Source organism: Amycolatopsis balhimycina FH 1894, assembly GCF_000384295.1.
Classification (GTDB): domain Bacteria; phylum Actinomycetota; class Actinomycetes; order Mycobacteriales; family Pseudonocardiaceae; genus Amycolatopsis; species Amycolatopsis balhimycina.
Genome location: NZ_KB913037.1, coordinates 2,820,503 through 2,840,748 on the forward strand (window position 1 = coordinate 2,820,503; position 20,246 = coordinate 2,840,748).

General features: G+C 70.1%; 18 protein-coding genes. 8 read left to right on the forward strand and 10 right to left on the reverse strand.

The features are described from left to right. Positions 1-2: 2 nt before the first annotated feature. The 8 genes from A3CE_RS0111970 to A3CE_RS0112005 form a co-directional block, all read right to left on the reverse strand. The gene (locus A3CE_RS0111970) at positions 3-3,227 is read right to left on the reverse strand and encodes an HD domain-containing protein (RefSeq protein WP_169523981.1); all 3,225 of its coding nucleotides are present in this window, start codon (positions 3,225-3,227) and stop codon (positions 3-5) included. Between the two features lie 22 nt (positions 3,228-3,249). Then, complete coding sequence (locus tag A3CE_RS0111975) at positions 3,250-3,549, reverse strand: NUDIX hydrolase (protein WP_157376781.1); 300 nt, start codon at positions 3,547-3,549, stop codon at positions 3,250-3,252. Then, the gene (locus A3CE_RS0111980) at positions 3,549-4,019 is read right to left on the reverse strand and encodes a hypothetical protein (RefSeq protein ID WP_020640329.1); all 471 of its coding nucleotides are present in this window, start codon (positions 4,017-4,019) and stop codon (positions 3,549-3,551) included. Before A3CE_RS0111980 ends, A3CE_RS0111975 begins: the two co-directional genes overlap by 1 nt. Before the next feature lie 152 nt (positions 4,020-4,171). Beyond that, positions 4,172-4,561, reverse strand: a complete 390-nt coding sequence (locus A3CE_RS0111985; protein WP_020640330.1) for a VOC family protein — start codon at positions 4,559-4,561, stop codon at positions 4,172-4,174. Next, positions 4,561-5,487 carry an SMP-30/gluconolactonase/LRE family protein gene (locus A3CE_RS0111990; protein ID WP_020640331.1) on the reverse strand — a complete coding sequence of 309 codons (927 nt, stop codon included), beginning with the start codon at positions 5,485-5,487 and terminating at the stop codon, positions 4,561-4,563. The genes A3CE_RS0111985 and A3CE_RS0111990 overlap by 1 nt, the downstream gene beginning before the upstream one ends. A gap of 10 nt (positions 5,488-5,497) precedes the next feature. Continuing rightward, positions 5,498-6,154, reverse strand: a complete 657-nt coding sequence (locus tag A3CE_RS0111995) for a histidine phosphatase family protein (RefSeq protein ID WP_020640332.1) — start codon at positions 6,152-6,154, stop codon at positions 5,498-5,500. Next, on the reverse strand, positions 6,154-7,212 hold the full coding sequence (locus tag A3CE_RS0112000) for a phosphotransferase family protein (RefSeq protein WP_020640333.1): 1,059 nt from the start codon (positions 7,210-7,212) through the stop codon (positions 6,154-6,156). The genes A3CE_RS0111995 and A3CE_RS0112000 overlap by 1 nt, the downstream gene beginning before the upstream one ends. Then, the gene (locus A3CE_RS0112005; protein WP_020640334.1) at positions 7,209-7,961 is read right to left on the reverse strand and encodes an SDR family oxidoreductase; all 753 of its coding nucleotides are present in this window, start codon (positions 7,959-7,961) and stop codon (positions 7,209-7,211) included. Before A3CE_RS0112005 ends, A3CE_RS0112000 begins: the two co-directional genes overlap by 4 nt. A gap of 355 nt (positions 7,962-8,316) precedes the next feature. Here A3CE_RS0112005 and A3CE_RS0112010 point away from each other — a divergent pair, with 355 nt between their 5' ends. After that, complete coding sequence (locus tag A3CE_RS0112010) at positions 8,317-9,237, forward strand: hypothetical protein (RefSeq protein ID WP_020640335.1); 921 nt, start codon at positions 8,317-8,319, stop codon at positions 9,235-9,237. A 1-nt stretch (position 9,238) separates the two neighbouring features. On the opposite strand, the gene A3CE_RS59280 is transcribed toward A3CE_RS0112010, so the two are convergent. Next, positions 9,239-12,205: a helix-turn-helix transcriptional regulator gene (locus A3CE_RS59280; RefSeq protein WP_020640336.1), complete on the reverse strand. Its 2,967-nt coding sequence runs from the start codon at positions 12,203-12,205 to the stop codon at positions 9,239-9,241. On the opposite strand from A3CE_RS59280, the gene A3CE_RS0112020 reads away from it, so the two are divergent. After that, a complete protein-coding gene (locus tag A3CE_RS0112020) occupies positions 12,204-12,578 on the forward strand; it encodes a nuclear transport factor 2 family protein (RefSeq protein ID WP_245589495.1) in 375 nt (124 codons plus the stop codon). The two genes, A3CE_RS59280 and A3CE_RS0112020, sit on opposite strands and share 2 nt — an antisense overlap. Positions 12,579-12,636: 58 nt before the next feature. Here the strand turns inward: A3CE_RS0112020 and A3CE_RS0112025 are convergent, their stop codons facing one another. Beyond that, positions 12,637-14,271 carry an acyl-CoA synthetase gene (locus A3CE_RS0112025; protein ID WP_020640338.1) on the reverse strand — a complete coding sequence of 545 codons (1,635 nt, stop codon included), beginning with the start codon at positions 14,269-14,271 and terminating at the stop codon, positions 12,637-12,639. 141 nt (positions 14,272-14,412) lie between these two features. On the opposite strand from A3CE_RS0112025, the gene A3CE_RS0112030 reads away from it, so the two are divergent. The 6 genes from A3CE_RS0112030 to A3CE_RS0112055 are packed head-to-tail and all read left to right on the forward strand — an operon-like array spanning position 14,413 to position 20,213. Then, positions 14,413-16,101: a bifunctional 3'-5' exonuclease/DNA polymerase gene (locus A3CE_RS0112030; protein WP_020640339.1), complete on the forward strand. Its 1,689-nt coding sequence runs from the start codon at positions 14,413-14,415 to the stop codon at positions 16,099-16,101. Between the two features lie 40 nt (positions 16,102-16,141). Further along, on the forward strand, positions 16,142-16,876 hold the full coding sequence (locus A3CE_RS0112035) for an ABC transporter ATP-binding protein (protein ID WP_020640340.1): 735 nt from the start codon (positions 16,142-16,144) through the stop codon (positions 16,874-16,876). Further along, positions 16,873-17,646 (forward strand): ABC transporter permease, encoded by a 774-nt coding sequence (locus tag A3CE_RS0112040; RefSeq protein ID WP_020640341.1) that lies wholly within the window; start codon positions 16,873-16,875, stop codon positions 17,644-17,646. Before A3CE_RS0112035 ends, A3CE_RS0112040 begins: the two co-directional genes overlap by 4 nt. Continuing rightward, positions 17,643-18,164, forward strand: a complete 522-nt coding sequence (locus tag A3CE_RS0112045) for a hypothetical protein (protein WP_020640342.1) — start codon at positions 17,643-17,645, stop codon at positions 18,162-18,164. The genes A3CE_RS0112040 and A3CE_RS0112045 overlap by 4 nt, the downstream gene beginning before the upstream one ends. Before the next feature lie 20 nt (positions 18,165-18,184). Continuing rightward, positions 18,185-18,886, forward strand: coding sequence for a response regulator transcription factor (locus A3CE_RS0112050; RefSeq protein WP_043790814.1), 702 nt, complete (start codon positions 18,185-18,187; stop codon positions 18,884-18,886). After that, a complete protein-coding gene (locus A3CE_RS0112055) occupies positions 18,876-20,213 on the forward strand; it encodes a sensor histidine kinase (protein ID WP_020640344.1) in 1,338 nt (445 codons plus the stop codon). The genes A3CE_RS0112050 and A3CE_RS0112055 overlap by 11 nt, the downstream gene beginning before the upstream one ends. Positions 20,214-20,246: the final 33 nt, after the last annotated feature.

Sequence of the window (20,246 nt, forward strand, 5' to 3'; positions counted from 1 at the left end):
GCTCATTGCCGCAGCCGCAAGCTGTACTTGCTACTCGCGTAGACCTGCGCGGCAAGGATCTCCGGCGGGTTCGCCATCGAACGTCGCAGTTTGTCGAGAGCGGAGTTCACCTGATCGGCAGCTCTCGACGCTTCACCATCGGCAACCGTTCCAACGGTGAACATCCTCAGGTTTGCGACAATCGCGAGAGCGTGTCTTATCCGCAAGAAGATCGCCGGATAAACGCGGACGCCCAGCACCTCCCACTGCTCGACAAGCCAAGCAATCAGCGGATTGGCCAGATTTGCCGGAAGATTGGAGCAAATGACAACGTCCACATCGTCATAGCGGACAGCAAAGAAGGGTGGAAGATGATCAAGACCCGCCGGACGAATATCCTTCTTAGGATGACTCGCCCTGAGTTCACCGTACGGGAATTCTCCATCGGGCTCGAGAATTCGAAGTCGTAAATCGAGCCGTGATTCAAGCATCGCAACTCGTAGAACATCGTAAAAATTCATGGCAGATCGCGCGTCGCCACTATGCTCTATCGACCAAAGGCCGGTCGCTCGAAGCGGCTGCCACAATTCCTTTTTTGCCGCCCGGGCACACAGGTCATCCATACTCAACCCTTTACCGCCCGGGTTGATGGTTTTTTCTTTCATCCACTCCCAGAAGAGGTCGTCGTCAGTTATTTGCGCCGAGGTCACCGACCGCAACTTGAACTCCGGAAAACCAATATCAGTGGACAAGCCCTCGATTGCACCCCGGAACTCGGAATCCCCATACCCTGCCGCCGCACGACGAAGAGCCAGGTGTAGCGCGGACCTTATGGCGTAAGAAATATCGCGAAGCGAATCACGTGCAACTGAAACATCGGGGCGAAGGCGATCAAAAAGACAGACCGGACCGTAGAGCAGACCTCCAGCCAGAGAGGCTGCTGAATGTGGGCCACCGGGCCCTGCTTCGAGCTTGACGGAGACCCGCACGCCATTGTGCCCGAGCCACTCTTCTGCAACGTGCCGCGCCGCACGGCCGTCCAGCAGGTCCAGCCAGTACAAGGTATAAATTCGGCCAAGAGAGACGGTTGGCGGCAAATTCGCCTCTCGATCCAAGATGCCCTCGAGGCCAAGAGTTCGACTGAACAGAGAATCAAATGATAAGTCACCCTTCAAATGTCTCGCATTGAGCCAGACTCGCAGCTCTTTGATTACTGTAGTCTCGCAGTGCAGCAGTACCATCAAATCCAGTTGACCAAAGCTTCGTTTTCTGCATACCGACTCGCGGGATTTGATACATCTTTCCAGCCGGGCCGCGAGCTGTGATGGCAGTTCGTCGATTAATTCTCTTGGAAGAGCCGCCAGTAGACTGCTTTGGCGATTCGAAATCGCGGGGTATACGTCAACCGAAACCGCCAAGACCTGACCTCGAAGTTGCTGAAGCGGCGAATTCCTGGTCAAATCCAAAGGAAGGAAGGTAAGCTGTATTTCGGTTGTCTTGAGGAGGTCGGCACCCGATTCGACATCCGCGAATGCTCGATCAGAGACAATATGAGAAACCGGACCGTCAAGCAATGGCCAGGACAGGTCCGGATACTCGCGCTCACGCCATTCAATTCCATTAATGAAAATCTTGGCCGGCGGATAGAAAAGACTATCCTTGGCGTACTGCAAAAGCTTGTCCAGTGCAACATCGGACTTGGCGGGGTTGATCCGAACCGCTACGCTTGTTCCACACTTCTTTCGATAGTCGCTTTCATGCTCATCGCGACCAGGGAAAGCCGGGACAGACATAGGATGTGAACGTAAGACGAAGAAGTCGTCGAGACTGTTCAGCGACATCCGAAGGCGAACCCCCGCTCTTCCATCTGGATCACGCCGCCGGGTGGAGACTTCCACATGATCGCCGACTATGAACGTCGACAACACTCCGATGCCGAATCGACTGATGGACATGAACTTCCGGCTTTTGTTCCCTTTACGCAGAATTTCCGCCTGCAAATCGTCGGAGCTGTAGTACGAGCGGCCCACACCGAGGAAGTAGTTTTCGATGATGTGCCGATCCATTCCGACGCCGGTGTCGTCGACGCGGAACCAATAATTGCCCGACTCGTCCTCCCACGCCGAAATGTGCACTTCCATCGACTCCGGGTCGGCGTCGTGCAGGTACACATTCAGCCGGCAGGCGTCGATGGCGTTCTGCAGCAGCTCGCGGATGAACACGTACGGGTTCGCGTAGAGCCGGTCACCCATGAACAGTTGCAGAACCGCATGCCGGTCGAGCACGAACCGGTAGTCGCCCCAGAGGTAGCCCTGGCTCACGATGCCACGACGGTCGACGTTGCCCGGGAAGTTCAGCGACCGCCACCGCGGGTGGCAGCTGTCGAGCAGGACGCGGCATCCGCGCAACTCGTGCTCGACCAGATCGAGGAACTTGCGGATGGCGTTCTCCACCGCAGGCTGGTCCGGGCTGGCGATCAACTTGACGGCGTAGCCGGGACTCCGGTCGCGCGGAAACACGAAGCCGCGGGCGGCCATGTGATTCGCCCACTCGGTCCGGCTGACCTTGCGGCTTCCCTCGGCGTCGTCGAGCCGGAGGTGCTCGTACACCGCGGTCGGGGACCGGGTCTCGTCGAAGTCAAGCAGGTCCGCGGCCCGCAGCAGGATCGCACACAGCCGCAGGTCGCAGCCGTCGAGGAAGTCGGTCTCGAACCGATCGGAGCGCAGTTCGTCCAGCGGTTCGTTGTGGCTCTTGCACACCGTGGCCAGCGCCTCGACCAAGCTCACACTCTGCCAGGCCAGCTTGCCCGGTTCCAGCCGATACAGGTGTTCGGACACCCGGTCGGCGTGACGCGCCCGGCAGTAGTCCACGACGATGTCGCCTGGTACCTCGTCCGACTGGGCGACCCGGACGAAGGCCGACGGATGCTCGTCGAGGTAGTCCTTGAAGTCCTGTTCTTCGAGCAGCTCCCGCACTTCCTCGCGGCTGTAGACCATGCCGATGTCGTGGAAGTAGGCAGCCAGGATGAGCATGGCCGCTTCCAGCAGCGTCACGCTCTCGATGTCCGGCCCCAAGAGCTTCTCCATCAGGCCGATCACGTTGTCGGCGTGGCGCCGGTCATGCAAGGTGTAATCGGGGAAAGTGTCCCGCGCCAGGATCAACTTGCCGGCCGCGTAGTCGACGAGGTATTCGACGTCGGCGGTGAGCTGCGCGTCGCCGCCACCTCTGAGGATGTCCCAAAGCTCCACGACCTGCTCCTTCCAGAGGGACCTATGTCCGGCCATCGCGGGTGGCGGCGTTCCGGCAGGCCTCGAAGTTCGCGCCGGTGATCTTGCTCGGCGGCGAAGGCAGCTCGTCCAGGCGGAACCAGCCGATCGCCGAGCACTTCGTCTCTTCGGCGATCCCCGGCTCGCCCGCTACGTGCCGCGCGAGGTAGGTGCCCGGGAACTCCCAGGAGCCGGCTTCGTTGCGCGCCGCCGGGCCGCGGCGCGCCAAGAAGTACCTGTCCACGCCGTCCGAAACCATTGCTCCCACGCCTACCCCGATGTAGTCGCGGCCGGGAACGCCCATCACCTTATCCGCGCGACCAGGGTCGACTCACCGAGTATCCAGAGGACCGCGGTGATCGCGACGATGAAGAAGACGATGTAAGTCTCGTACCAGCGGTAGAAGTTGCGCAGGCGCGGTAATGTCCGGAACCCGGCGGCGAAGAACTTCTCCGTCAGCTCACACTCTTCACGGCGGTAATCGAGCCAAGAAAGGAGGCCGATCACCACCATCAAGACCGTGAATGCCGCGACGGCCGTGGTCAAGACGAGCACGCCGCGGACGCCCGTTCGGGCGGTGTCCGCGGAGATTCCCCACTTCGAATAGCCCACGAACAGACCCAGCGCCGCCGTCACCATCGCCGTCGCCAGTGCCTGGAAGATGGCGAAGAACCGGTAGACGTTCTCGTTCACCACGTGGATCTGATTGAGGATGTACTTGTACCGCTCGACGACGATGGTCGGCACCTCTTCGTACGGCCCCTCGCCCTGCACTCGTGGTTCCCTCCGCCGCCGACTCCAATTGTGCCCTGCTTAGTCGGCACCTGACACAGGGCTGTTACACCGGCGCGGTCACCACGACCCGTGACGACGTTTTTCGGAGGGCCCGCGGTCGAACCGCGGCGAAACCGTGCCGTAGTAACGCGTCAGGGCACCACTTCGGCGAGGCCGATGAGGTTGCCCTCGCTGTCGCGGAACCACGCGGCCCGCTCGCCGCTGCCCTTGCTCGGGTAGTTGCCGTCGATCTCCATGATGCCGCCGCGCATGCCCTCGTACTCCTCGAACACGACGCCGCGCTCGCGCAGCACGGCGACCGTCGCTTCGAGGTCGTCGACGTAGAAAGCGACCTGTGTGAACGAGCCGTCGGACACCCCGGCCGAGGCATACAGGCAGAAGACGCCCGACGCGCCTTCGTACCGCAGGCCGCCTTCGCGCTCCTCGACGGCCTCGAGTCCAAGCTTCTCCGCGTACCAGCGCCGGGCGCGGGCCAGGTCCTGGGTGGGGATGCGCGCTTCGATCCGGACGTTGCTCAGCATCACCCGATGGTAGGTGTCACCGCGATCGCCGACTCCTCCAAAGAGCCGAAATACAGCTTGCCCCGCCACTCGCGGACGCCCACGAGCATGTGGAACCCGGGGATCTCGCCGCGCAGCTCGCGTTCGACCTTGCCGTCCGCCGCGACACCCAGCACCCCCACTTCGCGGCCCGGGCGGGGCTGCAGCGACGTCGGGAGCGCGCGGATTCCCGCGCGCAGGAAGGCCGGGAGGCGGCGCACCACGTCCAGCGCCGCCACGCGAGGCGACGCCTGCGTGATCCAGATCAGGCCGTCCGTGCCGGTCGAGATGTTGTCCGGGAACCCCCACAGGCCGTCGGCGAACACGTCCGACCGGCCCTGCCGCGAACCGCGCAGCCACACCCGCGAAACCCGGAACGCGCCGGTCTCCGCCACCGCGACGAACGACTCGTCCGGGGCCAGCGCGACGCCGTTCGCGAACTGGAGGCCATCCAGCAGCAGGTCGATCGTGCCGTCCGGGGAGCGGCGGAGCAGGCGGCCGCCCGCGGTCTGCTCGATGAGGTCGTCACGCCAGTTGTCGATGCCGAACCGGCGGGAGGAGTCCGTGAAGTAGATCGTCCCGTCCGCGGCCACCGCGGCGTTGTTGCAGAACACGAAGTCCAGGCCCAGGGCCGACGTGGCGAGCACCGACGGTGTGCCGCCGGACCGCGGCACCACCAGCAGCCCGGCGCGCGCGTCGCAGATCAGCAGTTCGTCGTCGCCGTACAGCTCCAGCCCCAGCGGGCGGCCGCCGGTGTCGGCGACGACGTCGATGTGCCGGCCGTCGGGCGAGAGGCGCAGGACGCGCCCGTCGTCGACGCCGGTGTAGATCCGGCCTTCGCCGTCGACCACGACGTCCTCCGGGCGGTGGCCGCCGACCGGGATGAGCGTGACGTCACCGAACCGCATCGGGTGCCTCCTACCGGTAGGTGAGCAACGGGGCCGCGTCCGCCTCGAAGTGCGGGTGCTCGTTGAACGACAGCATCGTGACCCCGCCGCGCCCGGACACCAGCTTCGTGATGCCGCCGTTGACCGTGACGCGGTTGAGCTTGAGCAGCCCGGCTTCCGGCGTCCCCAGCAGGGCGCCGCAGACCGCGGCGATCACGCCACCGGAGGTGAACACGACCGCGTGCTCGCCCTTGCCCAGCGACGCGACGAGGTCGGAGAGGGCGGCACGGCAGCGCGCGAGGAACGCGGGCCACGTCTCGGCGCACGGGCCGCCGTCGCCGGCTTCGACCCACGCGGTCAGCGCCGCGTCCAGCACGCCTTGGTAAGCGTGGGAATCCTCCTGCGGTGCCCCGCCGGCGTGGTGCAGCGCGATGTCGACGTGGTCGTACTCGTTCCAGCGCGGATCCTCGACCACCGGGACGACCGCGTCGAGCACCTTCAGCGCCGTGGCCGCGGTGTCGCGCTGCCGGGCCAGCGTACCCGACCTGATCTGACTGAAGGAGACGTTGCGCCGCAGCAGTTCCGCACCGACCACAGTGGACTGTTCGAAGCCGCGCGAGGACAGCGCGTCGTAGTCGGACGCGCCGAACGACGCCTGTCCGTGCCGCACCAGATAGATCGCGCCCACTAGACACGTCCCTTCGCGATGATCTCCCGGCAGCGCCAGTCGAGGTAGCCGACGAACTGCCAGAAGTCCTTGAACGCCGGGTTGCGGGTGGCGCCGTCGTGGTAGCGCCGGTACAGCTGCTGCAGCACGGCCGCGAGCCGGAACAGGCCGTAGACCTCGTAGAACCGCCAGTCGCCGATCTCCAGCCCGGTCTTCTCGGCGTAGCGGGCGACGAACTCCTCGCGGGTGAACATGCCCGGCAGGTGCGTCGGCTGCCGCCGGCTCGCGTGCATGACGTCGTCGTCGCCGGCCTGCACCCAGTAGGCCAGCATGCTGCCGAGCTCCATCAGCGGGTCGCCGAGCGTGGCCATCTCCCAGTCGAGCACGCCGGTGATGTTCAGCGTTCCCGGGCCGTCCAGCACCAGGTTGTCGAGCCGGTAGTCGTTGTGGATCAGGCAGATCTTCACCTCGGCGGGCTGGTTCTCCGCCAGCCACGCGCGTACTTCGGCGAAGTCGCCGACGTTGTCCGTGCGCGCCGCGACATACCGCTCCGACCAGCCACGGATCTGGCGCCCGACGTACCCCGCGCCCTTGCCGAGATCGGCGAGCCCGGCCTTCCCGACGTCGACGGCGTGCAGGTCCACCAGCCGGTCGACAACTTTGCCGGACAGCTCGCGCGCTTGGTCCGGGCGCAGCTCGAGACCGGGCGGCAGGTCGCCGCGCAGGATCAGGCCGTCGAGCTTCTCCATGACGTAGAAGTCGCCGCCGAGCACGCTCTCGTCGTCGCCGAACGCCAGCATCCGCGGCACGTACGGGAACACCGGCTTCAGCGCGTGCTGGACGCGGTACTCACGCCGCATGTCGTGCGCCGAGGCGGCTTTGTGCCCGGCGGGCGGGCGGCGCAGGATCAGCTCCCGGTCCGGGTAGGTCAGCTGGTAGGTCAGGTTCGACGCGCCGCCCGGGAACTGCCGGACGAGCGGCGGGGCGTCCCCGAGACCCTCGACCTTCGCACTCAGCCAGGCGTGCACCGCGGCGGCGTCGAAGGCGTCCTCCGCGCGGACCTCGACCGGGGTGTTCACGCGATCTTCCGCAGCAGCGAGCCCGGCAGCAGGCGCATGACGACACTCAGCGGCACCCACGGCCATGCCGGGACGTAGGCGCGCGCCGGCTCGGCCTCGATCGCCTTGGCCAGCGCCCTGGCGCCGTGCTCGGCCTTGGCCAGCAACGGGTTCCGGCCGATCCGGTCGTTCATCTCCGACTCGATGTAGCCGGGCCGGACGTCGGTGACGGCGATGCCCTTGCGCTTCAGCTCGATCCGGGCGCCGTCGACGTACGCCGAGATCCCCACCTTCGAAGCGGCGTACGCGGTGAGGTGGCCCGGGAAGCCGCGGAGCGCTACGAACGAGGAGACCACCGCGAGGTGTCCCGAGCCCTGCTCGCGGAAGATCCCGGCGGCGGCTTCGATCTGGGCCGCGGCCGCGACGAAGTTGACGGCGAGGGTCTGGCGGTTGGCGTCGAACCGGCCCGTGCCGACCGGCTGCCCCTTCCCGAGCCCGGCGTTCACAATCACCCGATCGAGGGAGCCGAGCTCGGCGCGGAACTCCTCGAAGACGGTGAACACGCGGTCGTGGTCGGTGACGTCGAGAGTGCGCGTGACGACCTTGATCCCCGGGTGCGCGGCGGTCAGCTCGGCGGCCAGCTTCTCGAGCCGCTCGGTGCGCCGCGCGCACAGCGCGAGGTTGCGCCCCTTCGCCGCGAACCGGCGGGCCATTCCTTCGCCCAACCCGCTGCTGGCGCCGGTGATCAGGATGTTCTGGCGGAGCGTCATGTCCCGGATGCTACCCGGTGGTAACAAAGACCGGTGGCCCGGCGCTGGGGGCGTCGCCGGGCCACCGGTCATCGCGCGGCCACACCGGCCGGTCGCACAACGCGGCCGGGTGAACCGGAGCCGGAACCGCTCTCGCGGCCGGTCACACCTGCGCCCGGGTGGGCCGTGAGGGGGAGGCGGAGCCACCGGGGCAGGCAAGTCATGTAAGCGTGTCCGCCCAGACCAGGGCAATGGTTCACAGTTGCCAGTACTAGCCCGTTCGCCCGAGTGGCGGCCCTGGTGAAGACGAGCGCGGAGGGCGTGAGGAATCCTGCTAACGTCTCCGTGTCGGGGATCCAGGGGGACGGGATCGGCAATGGCGGGCAGCACGGGCGGTCAGGACGGTGAGCGCACCGCGTTCGCCACTCAGCTGCGCGCGGCCATCGCCACCAGCGGGCTGTCGCTGGACCGGATCCAGGCGCGGCTGCGGGCCCGCGGTGTCGTCGTCAGCGTCACGGCGCTCAGCTACTGGCAGTCCGGGAAGCGCCAGCCGGAGCGCCAGAGCTCGCTCTCGGCCGTCCGCACGCTCGAAGACATCCTCGACATTCCCGCCGGTGCTCTGCTGGGGCTGCTGCCGCCACCCCGGCCGCGTGGGGGCGCCGGGAAGCGGCACACCCGCGAGCCGATGGCGTTCCCGCGCGAGGTGCTGCAGCCGCTGCTGGACAAGGTCGGCGCGCCGCAGGCACTGGAGCGCCCGCACCCGCTGAAGCTGGTCGGGCTGCACGACCTGTGTGAAATCGCCGAGGACGGCGGCCAGCGCGCGGTCACCGCCCGTGCGGTGTTCCAGGCGGCCGCGGACGGCCAGGACCGCTGGCTGCTGATCTACACCCAGGACGACCCGGCGGCGGGCCCGCCGGAGCTGCACGCCGTGCGCAACTGCCGGGTCGGCCGCGCCGAGGTCGACGAAACCCACGGCCTCATCGTCGCCGAACTGCTCTTCGGCCGGCCGATCAACCGGGGCGAGACGCACCTGATCGAGTACACGCTGACCAACGGCGGGCCGCCGTACCCGGAGTGCCGCAACACCCACTACCGCGAGTTCCGCCGCCCGGTACCGGAGTACCTGCTGGAAGTCCGGTTCGCGCCGGGCACCGCGCCCGGCAGCTGCTGGCAGTACTCCCGCCACGGCACGACCGGAACGCTCGCCCGCCGCCCGCTGAAGCTCGACGGCGCCGACGGCGTCCACGCGGTGGCGCTGGACTTCGGCCCCGGCGTCTTCGGCATCGACTGGGACTGAATCACGTCAGCTGCGCCGCGGCCACCGTCGCCAGCTCGGTCCGGTTCGCGATGCCCAGCTTGGCGTAGACGTGCGCGAGGTGCGTTTTCACCGTGCCGCGGCTCATGAACAGCCGGGTGCCGATCTCGGGGTTCGTGCAGCCCTCGGCCGCGAGCTTCACCACCGCCAGCTCGGTCGGCGTCAAGCTCCCCCAGCCGCTCGACGGGCGGCCGCGGGCCCCGCGGGTCCGGCGGACGAACGCGACGACGTCGTCGAGGCGCATCGGCGTCTCGTCCGTCGCGAGCCCGAGGGCGTCCAGCCCGGCCTGCTCGGCGGGACGGCGCGGGAAGCCCAGCTCGGCCCGGGCCTGGGACGCCGAGACGAGCACGCGGGCGGCGTCGGCCTCGCGTCCGGCGCGCGCGAGCAGCGTGGTCAGCGCGTCGAGACTCGCCAGGACGCCGAGGTGGAGGCCGTGGTCGACGCGCAGCGTCAATGCTTCGTGCTGCAGCTCGGCGGCCTGCTCCGGCTCCGCCAGGTACCCCTGCTGCTCCAGGACGCCGGCCAGGGGTGACGGCAGGGACCAGCGGCGGGTGAGTTCGACGGCGGTGGTGAGCACTTCGGCGGCCTCCTCCGTCCGGCCGAGCGCGCGCAGCACGGCCCCGCGTTCGGCCAGTCCCTGCGACGCCATGTACGTCCCCGGAACCGCTTCGCGCTCGAACCAGCCCAGCGCCGCTTCGAACTCCCCGCGTCGCCAGTGCAGCTCGCCCATCACCCGCGCCATACCCGGCACGAAGACGTCGCCCGCGGTCTCGACCAGCCGGAGGAACGGCTCCATCACGCGGAACCCGGCCTCGACGTCCCCGGCCAGGCAGTGCACCAGCGCGAGCTGGCACAGCGTCGTGTTGACCCGGTGGAAGTCCCCGAGCGGCGCGGCGACGTCGACGGCCTGCTCGGCCAGTTCCCGCGCCCGCGGCAGGTCCGCCGCGGCGAGCGCGATCATCGACCGGGCACTGAGGACGGTGGAGCCGAGTCCGCGGTCTCCGCGGCGAAGGAGTCCTTCACCCGCCTCGGTGAGCAACGGCGACGCTTCGTCGTGGCGGTCGCGGACGAACTGGACGATCCCACGCAGCATCAACGCGCTGTCGCGCGCGAAGCCGTCTTCGGCGTCTTCGGCGATCTTCTCGGCTTCGACGGCGATGTCCCAGGCGCTGTCCAGGTCCGTGTACAGGTGACCGAGACCGGTCAGCGAAAGACACCGCGCGCGAAGGCCCGCTTCGCCGAGTTCGGTGGCGAGCTCCAGGCCCTGCCGCGCGGCTTCGAGGTCGAACGGCGCCGTCGTGTCCGCGACCAGCCCCATCCCGGTCAGGAGCCGGGCCTGCAGGACCGTCCGGTCGGCCGGGCACCGCGCGACGGCGCGTTTCAGGTACGCCAAGCCCTCGCGACCGCGGCCGCGCAGGTTCCACAGCCACGCGACGGCGGCGGCGAGCCGGCGGCCGCGCGTGGCGTCTTCCCGCGCCAGGCCCCATTCCAGGGCCGTGCGCAGGTTGTCGCGCTCGGGCTCCATCCGAGCCCGCCAGGCGTCCTTGTCGCGGTCCAGCTCGGGCTCGGCGGCTTCGGCCAGGGCCAGGTAGTGGTCGAGGTGGCGGTCGCGGGCGGCGTCGGTCTCGCCCGCCTCGGCCAGCCGGGCGGCCGCGTACTCGCGGAGCGTCTCCAGCAGCCGGTAGCGCCCGTCTTCGGCCAGCACCAAGGACTTGTCGACGAGCCGGCCGAGCGCGGGCAGCACCGCCGGGCCGCCCGCCGCGTCGAGGGTGAACCCGCCGGCGAACACCGCGAGCCGCCGGAACACCGCGCGGTCTTCCTCGCCGAGCTGGTCGTGGCTCCACGCGATCGAGCCCTCGAGGGTCCGCTGCCGCGCCGGCACCCCGCGGGGGCCGCGGGTGAGCAGGGCGAACCGGTCGTCGAGACCGGCGTCGATCTGGTGCGGCGCCAGGGTTCCCAGCCAAGCGGCGGCCAGTTCGACTGCCAGGGGGATGCCGTCGAGCCGGGTGCAGATCGACCGGACGGCGGTCGCGCTGGAGGCGTCCAAAGTGAACAGTGGCCGGACCGCGCCCGCCCGTTCGACGAACAACGCGACGGCCTCTTCGACGGCCAGCGGCGGCACCCGCCACACCGTCTCCCCCGGCACGTCCAGTGGTTCCCGGCTGGTCGTCAGCACCGCGACCTCGGGACACGACCGCAGCAGTTCGACGGCGACGTCGGCGACGCCGTCGAGCACCTGCTCGCAGTTGTCGAGGCAGAGCAACACGCGCCGGTCACGCAGCTCCGTCGCGACCGAGCGCGCGGCGCCCACGCGCGGCTCCACCGGCACGCCGAGGGTCGCGGCGACCAGTTCGGCGACCTCGGCGCTCCCGGTGAGGGCGTCCAGCTCCACCCACCACACGCCGCCGGGCCACTCGCCGGTCGCCGCCACCTGCGCGGCCAGCCGCGTCTTGCCGCTGCCGCCCGGACCGGCGAGCGTGACGAGCCGCGTCTCGGCGAGCCGCCGCCGGACGTCGCCGACCTCGGTCTCGCGGCCGACGAAGCCGGTCAGCTGCACGGGCAGGTTGTTCGGGACCGCGTCGAGCGAGCGCAGCGGCCGCGGATCGGGCGGCTCGCCGAGTTCGAAGACGCGCTCGGGCGCGGTGAGGTCCGGCAGGCGGTGGACGCCGAGGTCGTGCAGCGTGACGGCGTCTCCGAGGGCGGCCGCGGTGCGCGCCGACACGAGGACCCGGCCGTCGTCCGCCAGCGCACGCAGGTGTTCGCAGCGGCGGACGGCGGGTCCGGCAGGCGTGCCGTCGTCGCGCAGCAGCACTTCGCCGGTGTGGACGGCCGCCGGGCCACCGGTCAGCGCCGCGAGGGCCGCTTCGGGCGTCGCGAAGACGGCCGGGGTGGCGTCGCCGGCGCACAGGATCGTGACCGTGCCCGCCGGGAGGAGTTTCGTCTCAGTCATGGCCCGGCCAGTCTGCCAGCGGATCTCGGCCAGGTGGCCGATGTTCGGCTACGCGGTGCCTGCGACCTTCGAAACCGTGGAGACGTTCGAAGAGCTGCTGGCCCGCTGGCGGGACGCCGACGCGGGCGGCGACACCGGCGCGCTGGAGCCGCTGCTGGCCGACGGCTTCCGCGGCGACGGCCCGGCCGGGCGCGTGCTCGGCAAGGCGGACTGGCCCGGCCGGCCACCCTCGGCCGCGTTCCGGTGGACGCGCCTGGAGGTGACGCCGGGGGTCGGCGTCGCGAGCGGGCACCGCGACGGCGTCGCCTGCACGGTGGTGGCCGAGCACCGCGACGGGCGCTGGCGGATCGTCAACGTCCAGCGGGGCTCATGACAACGCTTTTCGGGGGTCTGGGTGGCGAAGCCCCCGGCCCGAGGCGGAGCCTCGGTTGTCACCGCAATTTGGTGCGCAGCACCTTCCCAGTCGCGTTGCGCGGCAGCTCGTCCAGGAACTCGACGTCCCGCGGCACCTTGTAGCGGGCCAGGTTCGCCTTGACGTAGTCGCGGATTTCGTCGGCGTCGAGGTCGGCCCCTTCGGCTCGCACCACGAACGCCTTCAACCGCTGCCCGAACTCCGGGTCGTCGATGCCGATCACCGCCGCCTCGATCACGTCTTCGCGTTCGACCAGCAGGTTCTCCACCTCGATCGGGAACACGTTCTCGCCGCCGGAGACGATCATTTCGTCGTCGCGGCCGTCGATGAACAGCAGGCCGTCTTCGTCGAAGTGGCCGACGTCGCCGCTGGAGAGCAGGCCGTCGATGATCTCCTTGTGGCGGCCGTCGGTGTAGCCGCCGAAGCTGAGCCCGCTGCCGACGAACACGCGGCCGGTCACGTGGGGCTCGGTGATCTTGCCGCCCTTTTCGTCGTACAGCGCCACTTTGCAGCCGACCGGCGCGCGGCCGACCGTGCCCGGGGCCTTCGCCCAGTCCTCCGGCGTCGCGACGGTCGCCACCGCGACCTCGGTCGAGCCGTAGAGGTTGTGCACGACCGGGCCGAACGCCTCGTTCGCCCGGTTGCCGAGATCCGGCGAGAGCGCCGAACCGGCGACGAAGACGATCCGCAGCGCCGAGGTGTCGTACTTCTCGCGGACGTCCTTCGGCAGGTCGACGATGCGCTGCAGCATGGTCGGCACCAGCACGAGCGCGGTGCACCGGTACTCGGCGACGCCGCGCAGCGCTTCTTCGGGGTTGAACTTGCGCCGCATGACGACCTTCGAGCCGAGCGCGAAGGACAGGATGAACTGGGACAGGCCGGTGCCGTGGAACAGCGGCGCGCCCATGTAGGTGGCCTCGTTGGACCGTAGCGGGATCCGGTCGAGGAATTGCGCCGACGCGAGCGCGGAGGTGTGCGGGCGCGGCGCGCCCTTCGGCGTGCCGGTAGTGCCGCTGGTCAGCAGCACGAACCCACCCGGCTTGGCCGGTGCGGGCCACGGCCGGTCGTCGGTGCTGGCGATGATCTCGTCGAGCACCGGGACGGTCCGGTCGGTGAGGTCGGAGCCGGGGTCGACCCACGCGAGGTAGCGGTCGACGCCGTCCGGGATCGCGTCGAGCAGGCCGGTGAACTCCTGGTCGTAGACGAGCGCGGTGACGCCTTCGCGCTTGGCGACGTCGGCCAGCTGCGGCTTCGCGAACCCGGTGTTCATCAGCAGCAGGCGGACGCCGAGCTTGCCGGACGCGGCCATCGTGAGCACCAGGCCGCGGTGGTCGCGGCACAGCGCGGCGACGACCTGGCCGGGCCTGATGCCGCGTTCGGACCAGGCCCTGGCCAGCGCGTTCGACTGGTCGTCCAGCTGCTTGTAGGTGAGCGGGCCGAGCTCGTCGACGATGCCGACGGCGGCCGGGTCGCGGCGGGCGGAGATGTGGTTGGCGCCGGCGAACGGGCCGTACTTCCGGAGCGCGACCAGCGCCCGCACGCCCTCGTCGAGCCGGGGGAAGGGAACGAGACCCGCCCGCCGCATCACGTCGACGCTGCGGGCCGTCTCGGCCACCTTGTCCGCCACCTGCGTGGCGAGCTCGACCAGGCTCATCCAGGCACCTCCGTCGCTGCTGGGAAAGAGCCCACGCCGACGGCGGGCGTACCGGCGGTATGGGGGCTACTGGAGAGTAAACCAACCGGGCCGGATGCGCACCCGGCGCTTTTTGTCGGTGGTGGTCGGCATGATGTCTTCGTGCAGGTGATCGCGGGGCGGGAGGAGGACGGGAGCTTCACCGTGGACACGCCGTCGTCGACGGCGACCGGGCTCGACGAGGCGGGTTTCGCGGCGCTGGCCCGGGAGCTGGAGGCTTCGCTGGAGCCGCGGTGGGTGTTCCCTTCGGTGGAAGGGACGTACCCGGTGCTGATGGCGGCCGGGCTGCGGGTGCGCCGCTGCCACGACCTCGCGCTGGCGGAGGGGCTGCTGCTGGCGTACGAGGGCCTGGAAGGGCAGTCGCGGAGCTTGCGGGCGGCCTGGGCCAGGGCGAACGGCGAGGAACCGCCGGAGGATTCGACGGACGTCGAACTGGCACAGCCGACGCTGTTCGAAACCCGCGTGCCGACGCTGCCCGAGGGCGTGCGGGTGGTCACGGCCGCGCGGCGCGTGCTCGCGGAGCAGGAGCGGCGGGTGGCCGCGGCCGGGCACCCGGACCGGTTTCGGCTGCTGCTGGCCGCGGAGTCGGCGAGCGCGCTGGCCGCGGCGGAGATGTCGGCCGACGGGCTGCCGTGGCGGGCCGACGTGCACGAGGCGCTGCTGGCTTCGCGGCTGGGGCCGCGCGTGCCGGCCGGGCAGCGGCCGAAGGCGCTGGTGGAGCTGGCGGCGAAGATCAGCGAGGCGTTCGGCGGGCGGCCGGTCAACCCGGACTCGCCACCGAGCGTGGTCCGGGCGCTGGCCCGCGCGGGGATCGAGGTGACGGCGGCGCGGAAGTACCTCCTCAAGGGCATCGACCACCCCGCGGTCGGGCCGCTCCTGGAGTACAAGGAGCTGTCGAGGCTTTTTGCCGCGAACGGCTGGGCGTGGCTCGAGGAGTGGGTCACCGACGGCCGGTTCCGCCCGCACTACGTCGTCGGCGGCGTCGTGTCCGGGCGGTGGGCCAGCCGCGGCGGCGGAGCGCTGCAGATCCCGAAGGTGCTGCGGACGTGCGTACGCGCGGACCCCGGCTGGAAGCTCGTGGTGGCCGACGCGGCCCAGCTGGAACCCCGGGTGCTCACGGCGTTGTCGGGCGACCGGCGGCTGGCCGACGTCGCGGCGGCGACGGACCTGTACGCACGGCTGGGCGAGGCGCTGTTCTCCGGCGCCCGCTGGGTCCCGGTCTCCGACGACGACCGTGACGACCGCGCCCGGGCGAAGATCGCGATGCTCTCGGCGATGTACGGCGGCACGTCCGGCGAAGCGGGCCCGCTGCTGGGCCTGCTGCGGCAGCATTTCCCGGACGCGGTGTCCTATGTGGAGCGAGCGGCCCAGGCCGGTGAGCGCGGCGAACGGGTCCGGTCCCGGCTGGGCCGCACCTCCCCCGCGCCCTCGGCGGCCTGGCGGGCGTTGACCGGCGGCTTGGCTTCCGACGAAGCCGGCGAACTGCAGGCCCGCCGGGCATCGCGCGGCTGGGGCCGGTTCACGCGCAACTTCGTCGTCCAGGCGAGCGCGGCCGACATGACGGCGGTGATGCTGGCGACGCTGCGCCGCCGCCTCCCCGCCCCGGCCCGCCTGGTCTTCTTCCAGCACGACGAGGTCATCGTCCACACCCCGGCCGAGCTGGCCGACGTCGTCACGCAGTCCATTGTGGACTCGATGACGGAGGCGGCGAAACTGCTGTTCGGGCCGGCCTGCCCGGTCCGCTTCCCGCTGCACGTCGCCCCGGTCGACGTCTACGCCGACGCGAAGTAGCTCTTATCGTTCTCACATCCGGCGGTGGTGCGCTGGGTGGATGGAACCCGTGCTGGCCGCCGAGCGGCTCACGAAACGGTACGGTCCGCGCGTCGCCGTGGACCAGCTGAGCTTCACCGCGCACGCCGGCGAGATCCTCGGGCTGCTCGGCCCGAACGGCGCCGGGAAGACCACCACCATCCGGCTGCTGACGACCATCCTCGAACCCACCGCCGGCACCTTCTCCGTCGCCGGGGTGCCGTCGACGAAACCCGCCGAAATCCGCCGCCGCGTCGGGGTGCTGCCCGAGAGCTCGGGATACCCGGCCCAGGAAACCGGGTGGGAGTACCTCCGGTACCACGCACGGCTTTTCGGCATCGACGCCCGCGCCGCCGGGGAACGCGCCGACCGGCTGCTCGGCGAGGTCGGCCTCGCCGAGCGGGCGCGGACGCGGATCGCGTCCTACAGCCGCGGCATGCGCCAGCGGCTCGGGATCGCCCGCGCGCTGGTGAACGAGCCCGTCGTGCTGTTCCTCGATGAGCCGACCCTCGGCCTCGACCCCGCCGGGCAAGCCCGGATCCTCGAACTGGTCCGGGACGTCGCGCGGCGCAGCGGCGCCGTCGTCGTCCTCAGCACGCACACCCTGCACGAGGTGGAACAGCTGTGCACGCAGGTGCTGATCCTCCACCGGGGAAAGGTGCTGATGACCGGCACGCCCGAAGAAATCACGCGTCGGGCGGGTACCGACCGGCTCGCCGACGCGTTTCTCGTGATGACCGGGGAGAAGGTCGGATGAGCACCCGGATCGTGGCCGCGCAGGAGGCCCGGGACCTGTGGCTGAGCGGGCGAGCACCGACCCTGCTGTTCGCGTTCAGCCTGCTGGTCAGCGCGATCACGTACTTCACCGCGATCGACCAGACGCTGAACTTCCTGGAACACAAGGAAGCCGTCAACTACACGCTGCAGATCGCGGTCGGTGTCGGCGTCCTGGTGACGCTCGTGGTCAGCGCCGACGGCATCAGCGGCGAACGCGAACGCGGCACCCTCGAATGCCTGCTGCTCACTCCGGTGCCGCGGCGCTCGATCGTACTGGGCAAGCTCATCGCGGCGCTTTCGGTGTGGTTCGGCGCTTTCGTCGTCACCGTGCCCTACATCTGGGTGCTCGGGAACGGCATTTCGCTGGTGACCGGCGCACTCGTGCTCGCGCTGGCCGTCGGCAGCGTGCTCGCCGCCGGGCTGGCCGCGGTGGGCCTGTTGATCAGCGCGGTGTCCGGCAGCAACAAGGCCAGCCTGGCGATCAGCCTGTTCCTGATGCTCGCGCTGTTCGCGCCGACGCAGCTGCCCGGCGGGCTGCCGCGCGGCTGGTTCTTCGACGTGCTGACCCGGGCCAACCCGATCGCGTCCGGGCTGCACTACGTCGGCCTGGTGCTGGTCAGCGGACATGCCTGGACGCGGGAACTCGGCTATCTCGTGTCCCCGGTGGTCGTCCTCGTCGTCGCCACGGCCGTGCTGACCGGCTGGAGCCCACGGCTCGTCCGGCTTTTCCCGGGGGTGAGGACGGCATGAAAAAGACACTTCTGCTCGTGGTCGGCCTGCTGTTCGCGCTGGCCTCGCCCGCGGCCGCAGCCGACGTGAGCTTCGACCGGCCGGGCGTCGCGATGGCCGTCGGCGAGCGGGTGACGCTCAGCAGCAAAGTCACCAACCCCGGCGCCGAACCCAGCGGCCAGGTCCTCGCGCACCTCAACGTCGTCAGCCTGACCGACGGCGTGTACGTCGACCCGGAGGACTGGTCGTCCGAGCGCAGCCAGGTGATCGAGAACATCGGACCCGGTGAGTCGCAGACGTTGAGCTGGCCGATCCAGGCCGTCAACGTCGGCAGCTTCGCCGTCTACGTCGTGCTGCTCCCCGACGCCAAGTCGACCGCCGGACGCGGCCCGCTCGTGGTCAGCCCGCCAGTGCACCTCGACGTCGCCGGGAAGCAGACGCTCAACGCCGGCGGCGCGTTGCCGGTCGTGCTCGTGGTGCCGGTGCTGCTCGGCCTCGGCGCGGGCGCGGTCCGGTATCGACACGCGAGAAACCGCTGATCAGCGAGCTAGAATCGGGCATGCCCGATGCGCCCCCGGCCGCCCGTGTGCTCGTCGTCGAAGACGAGCACACGGTCGCGGCCGCCCTGGCCGAAGGACTGCGGCACGACGGTTTCGCCGTCGAGACGGCAGCCGACGGGCTCGTCGCGCTCGACCTCGGCCTCAACCGCCGGTACGACCTGATCGTGCTCGACCTGATGCTGCCCGGGCTCGCCGGGCTCGACCTGTGCACGCGGTGGCGCGCGGCCGGGATCGGCACCCCGGTGCTGGTACTGACCGCGCGCGACGGCGAGCAGGACCAGGTGCGGGCGCTGACCCTCGGCGCGGACGACTACCTGCCCAAGCCGTTCTCCTACCGCGTGCTGCTGGCGCGGCTGCGGGCGTTGCTCCGCCGAACCGGGCCGCGGGGCTCGACGAGCCTGGTCGCGGGCGACCTCGTCCTCGACCGGGCGGCACGCACGTGCCGCCGGGGCACGGCGGAGATCGACCTGACACCGCGCGAGTTCGCGCTGCTGGAACTGCTGATGTCGCGGCCGGGCCGGGTGGTGCCGAAGGCGTTCGCTCTGGAGCAGGTCTGGGACGGCGCGCTGGCCGCCGGCGAGACGAACGTGCTCGAGGTCTACATCGGCTACCTTCGGCGCAAGGTCGACCTGCCGTTCGGGCGGCACGCGATCGGCACCGTCCGCGGCACCGGTTACCGGCTCGATCCCGATGGCGGGTAAGCGGCTCGGCACGGTCCGGGTCCGGCTGACCGTGCTGGCGGTACTCGTGGTCGGGCTCGGCCTGCTCGCCGGGAGTGCGGTCGTCGTGACGCTGGTCCGGCAGAACCTCACGGCCAACGCCGAGAACCTGGCGCAGCAGCGGGCTCGCGACACCGCCGCCCAGCTGGTCTCCGCCAGGACGACCCATGTGCCGCTGGGCACCGCCTTGGTCCAGGTCGTCGACCGGAACGGGCGAGTGATCGCGGCGGGGTCCGCGCTGGCCGGGCGCGGCCCGCTGCTGCCGCGATGGCCGGACGGTTCGGGGCCGGTGATCCTCGCAAACCCGGGCATCGAAGAGGACCACGACTACACGGTCGCGAGCGTGGCGGTGACCGTCGGCTTCGACTCGCTGGCCGTCTACGCGGCGAGTTCGCTGGACCCGGCCACCGAAGCGGTCGACGCGACGACGTCGGCGCTGATGATCAGTTCCCCGGTGCTGCTGGCGGGGATCGCGGTGCTGTCGTGGCTGCTGGTCGGGCGCACGCTGCGGCCGGTCGAGGCGATGCGCCGCGAGGTGGCCGGCATCGGCGCCGGCGAGCTGGCACGGCGCGTGCCCGAACCGGCGGCCGCGGACGAGGTCGGCCTCCTGTCCCGGACGATGAACGCGATGCTCGGCAGGCTGCAGTCCTCGGCCGAGCGGCAGTCCCGGTTCGTCGCCGACGCCGCGCACGAGCTGCGGAGCCCGGTCTCGGGCATGCTGGCGCGGCTGGAGGTCGGCCTGGCACACCCGGACCGGACCGACTGGCTGCGGCTGGCTCGCGACACCCACCAGGAAGCCGCACGACTGGCCGCCATGACGGACGAGTTGCTCGTGTTGTCCAAAATGGACGGTATACCGGGCACCACCGGGCCGGTCGACCTCGACGAGCTCGTGCTCGCCGAGACGGAGTCACTGGGTGCGCGCGGGAAGGTGCGGGTCGAGCTCTCGCCGTTCACCCCGGCCCGGCTGCCCGGACGCCCGGACGAGCTGCGGCGCCTGATCCGGAACCTGCTGGACAACGCCGAGCGGCACGCGACGTCCCGGGTGGTCGTCGGACTGTCCACGGAGGACGGACACGTGGAGCTGACGGTGACCGACGACGGCGCCGGGATCCCGGCCGCGGAACGCGAGCGCGTGTTCGACCGCTTCCACCGCCTGGACGCGGCCCGCACCCGCGACAGCGGCGGCGCGGGCCTCGGGCTGGCGATCGTCCGCGAAGTCGCGGCCGGCCACGGCGGTTCGGCCTGGGTGGCCGACTCCCCCGGCGGCGCCGAGGTCCACGTCCGCTTGCCCCGGGGTCGTGCGTGAGAAACAGTGTTATAACCCTGTTTCTGACTCACG

Bases quoted from the DNA above. Each gene is read 5' to 3' on its own strand.
- A3CE_RS0111975 (WP_157376781.1), bottom strand. From the start codon at position 3,549: ATGGGCGTTCCCGGCCGCGACTACATCGGGGTAGGCGTGGGAGCAATG.
- A3CE_RS0111985 (WP_020640330.1), bottom strand. From the start codon at position 4,561: ATGCTGAGCAACGTCCGGATCGAAGCGCGCATCCCCACCCAGGACCTG.
- A3CE_RS0111990 (WP_020640331.1), bottom strand. From the start codon at position 5,487: ATGCGGTTCGGTGACGTCACGCTCATCCCGGTCGGCGGCCACCGCCCG.
- A3CE_RS0112005 (WP_020640334.1), bottom strand. From the start codon at position 7,961: ATGACGCTCCGCCAGAACATCCTGATCACCGGCGCCAGCAGCGGGTTG.
- A3CE_RS0112010 (WP_020640335.1), top strand. From the start codon at position 8,317: ATGGCGGGCAGCACGGGCGGTCAGGACGGTGAGCGCACCGCGTTCGCC.
- A3CE_RS0112020 (WP_245589495.1), top strand. From the start codon at position 12,204: ATGGCCCGGCCAGTCTGCCAGCGGATCTCGGCCAGGTGGCCGATGTTC.
- A3CE_RS59280 (WP_020640336.1), bottom strand. From the start codon at position 12,205: ATGACTGAGACGAAACTCCTCCCGGCGGGCACGGTCACGATCCTGTGC.
- A3CE_RS0112025 (WP_020640338.1), bottom strand. From the start codon at position 14,271: ATGAGCCTGGTCGAGCTCGCCACGCAGGTGGCGGACAAGGTGGCCGAG.
- A3CE_RS0112035 (WP_020640340.1), top strand. From the start codon at position 16,142: ATGGAACCCGTGCTGGCCGCCGAGCGGCTCACGAAACGGTACGGTCCG.
- A3CE_RS0112040 (WP_020640341.1), top strand. From the start codon at position 16,873: ATGAGCACCCGGATCGTGGCCGCGCAGGAGGCCCGGGACCTGTGGCTG.
- A3CE_RS0112045 (WP_020640342.1), top strand. From the start codon at position 17,643: ATGAAAAAGACACTTCTGCTCGTGGTCGGCCTGCTGTTCGCGCTGGCC.
- A3CE_RS0112050 (WP_043790814.1), top strand. From the start codon at position 18,185: ATGCCCGATGCGCCCCCGGCCGCCCGTGTGCTCGTCGTCGAAGACGAG.
- A3CE_RS0112055 (WP_020640344.1), top strand. From the start codon at position 18,876: ATGGCGGGTAAGCGGCTCGGCACGGTCCGGGTCCGGCTGACCGTGCTG.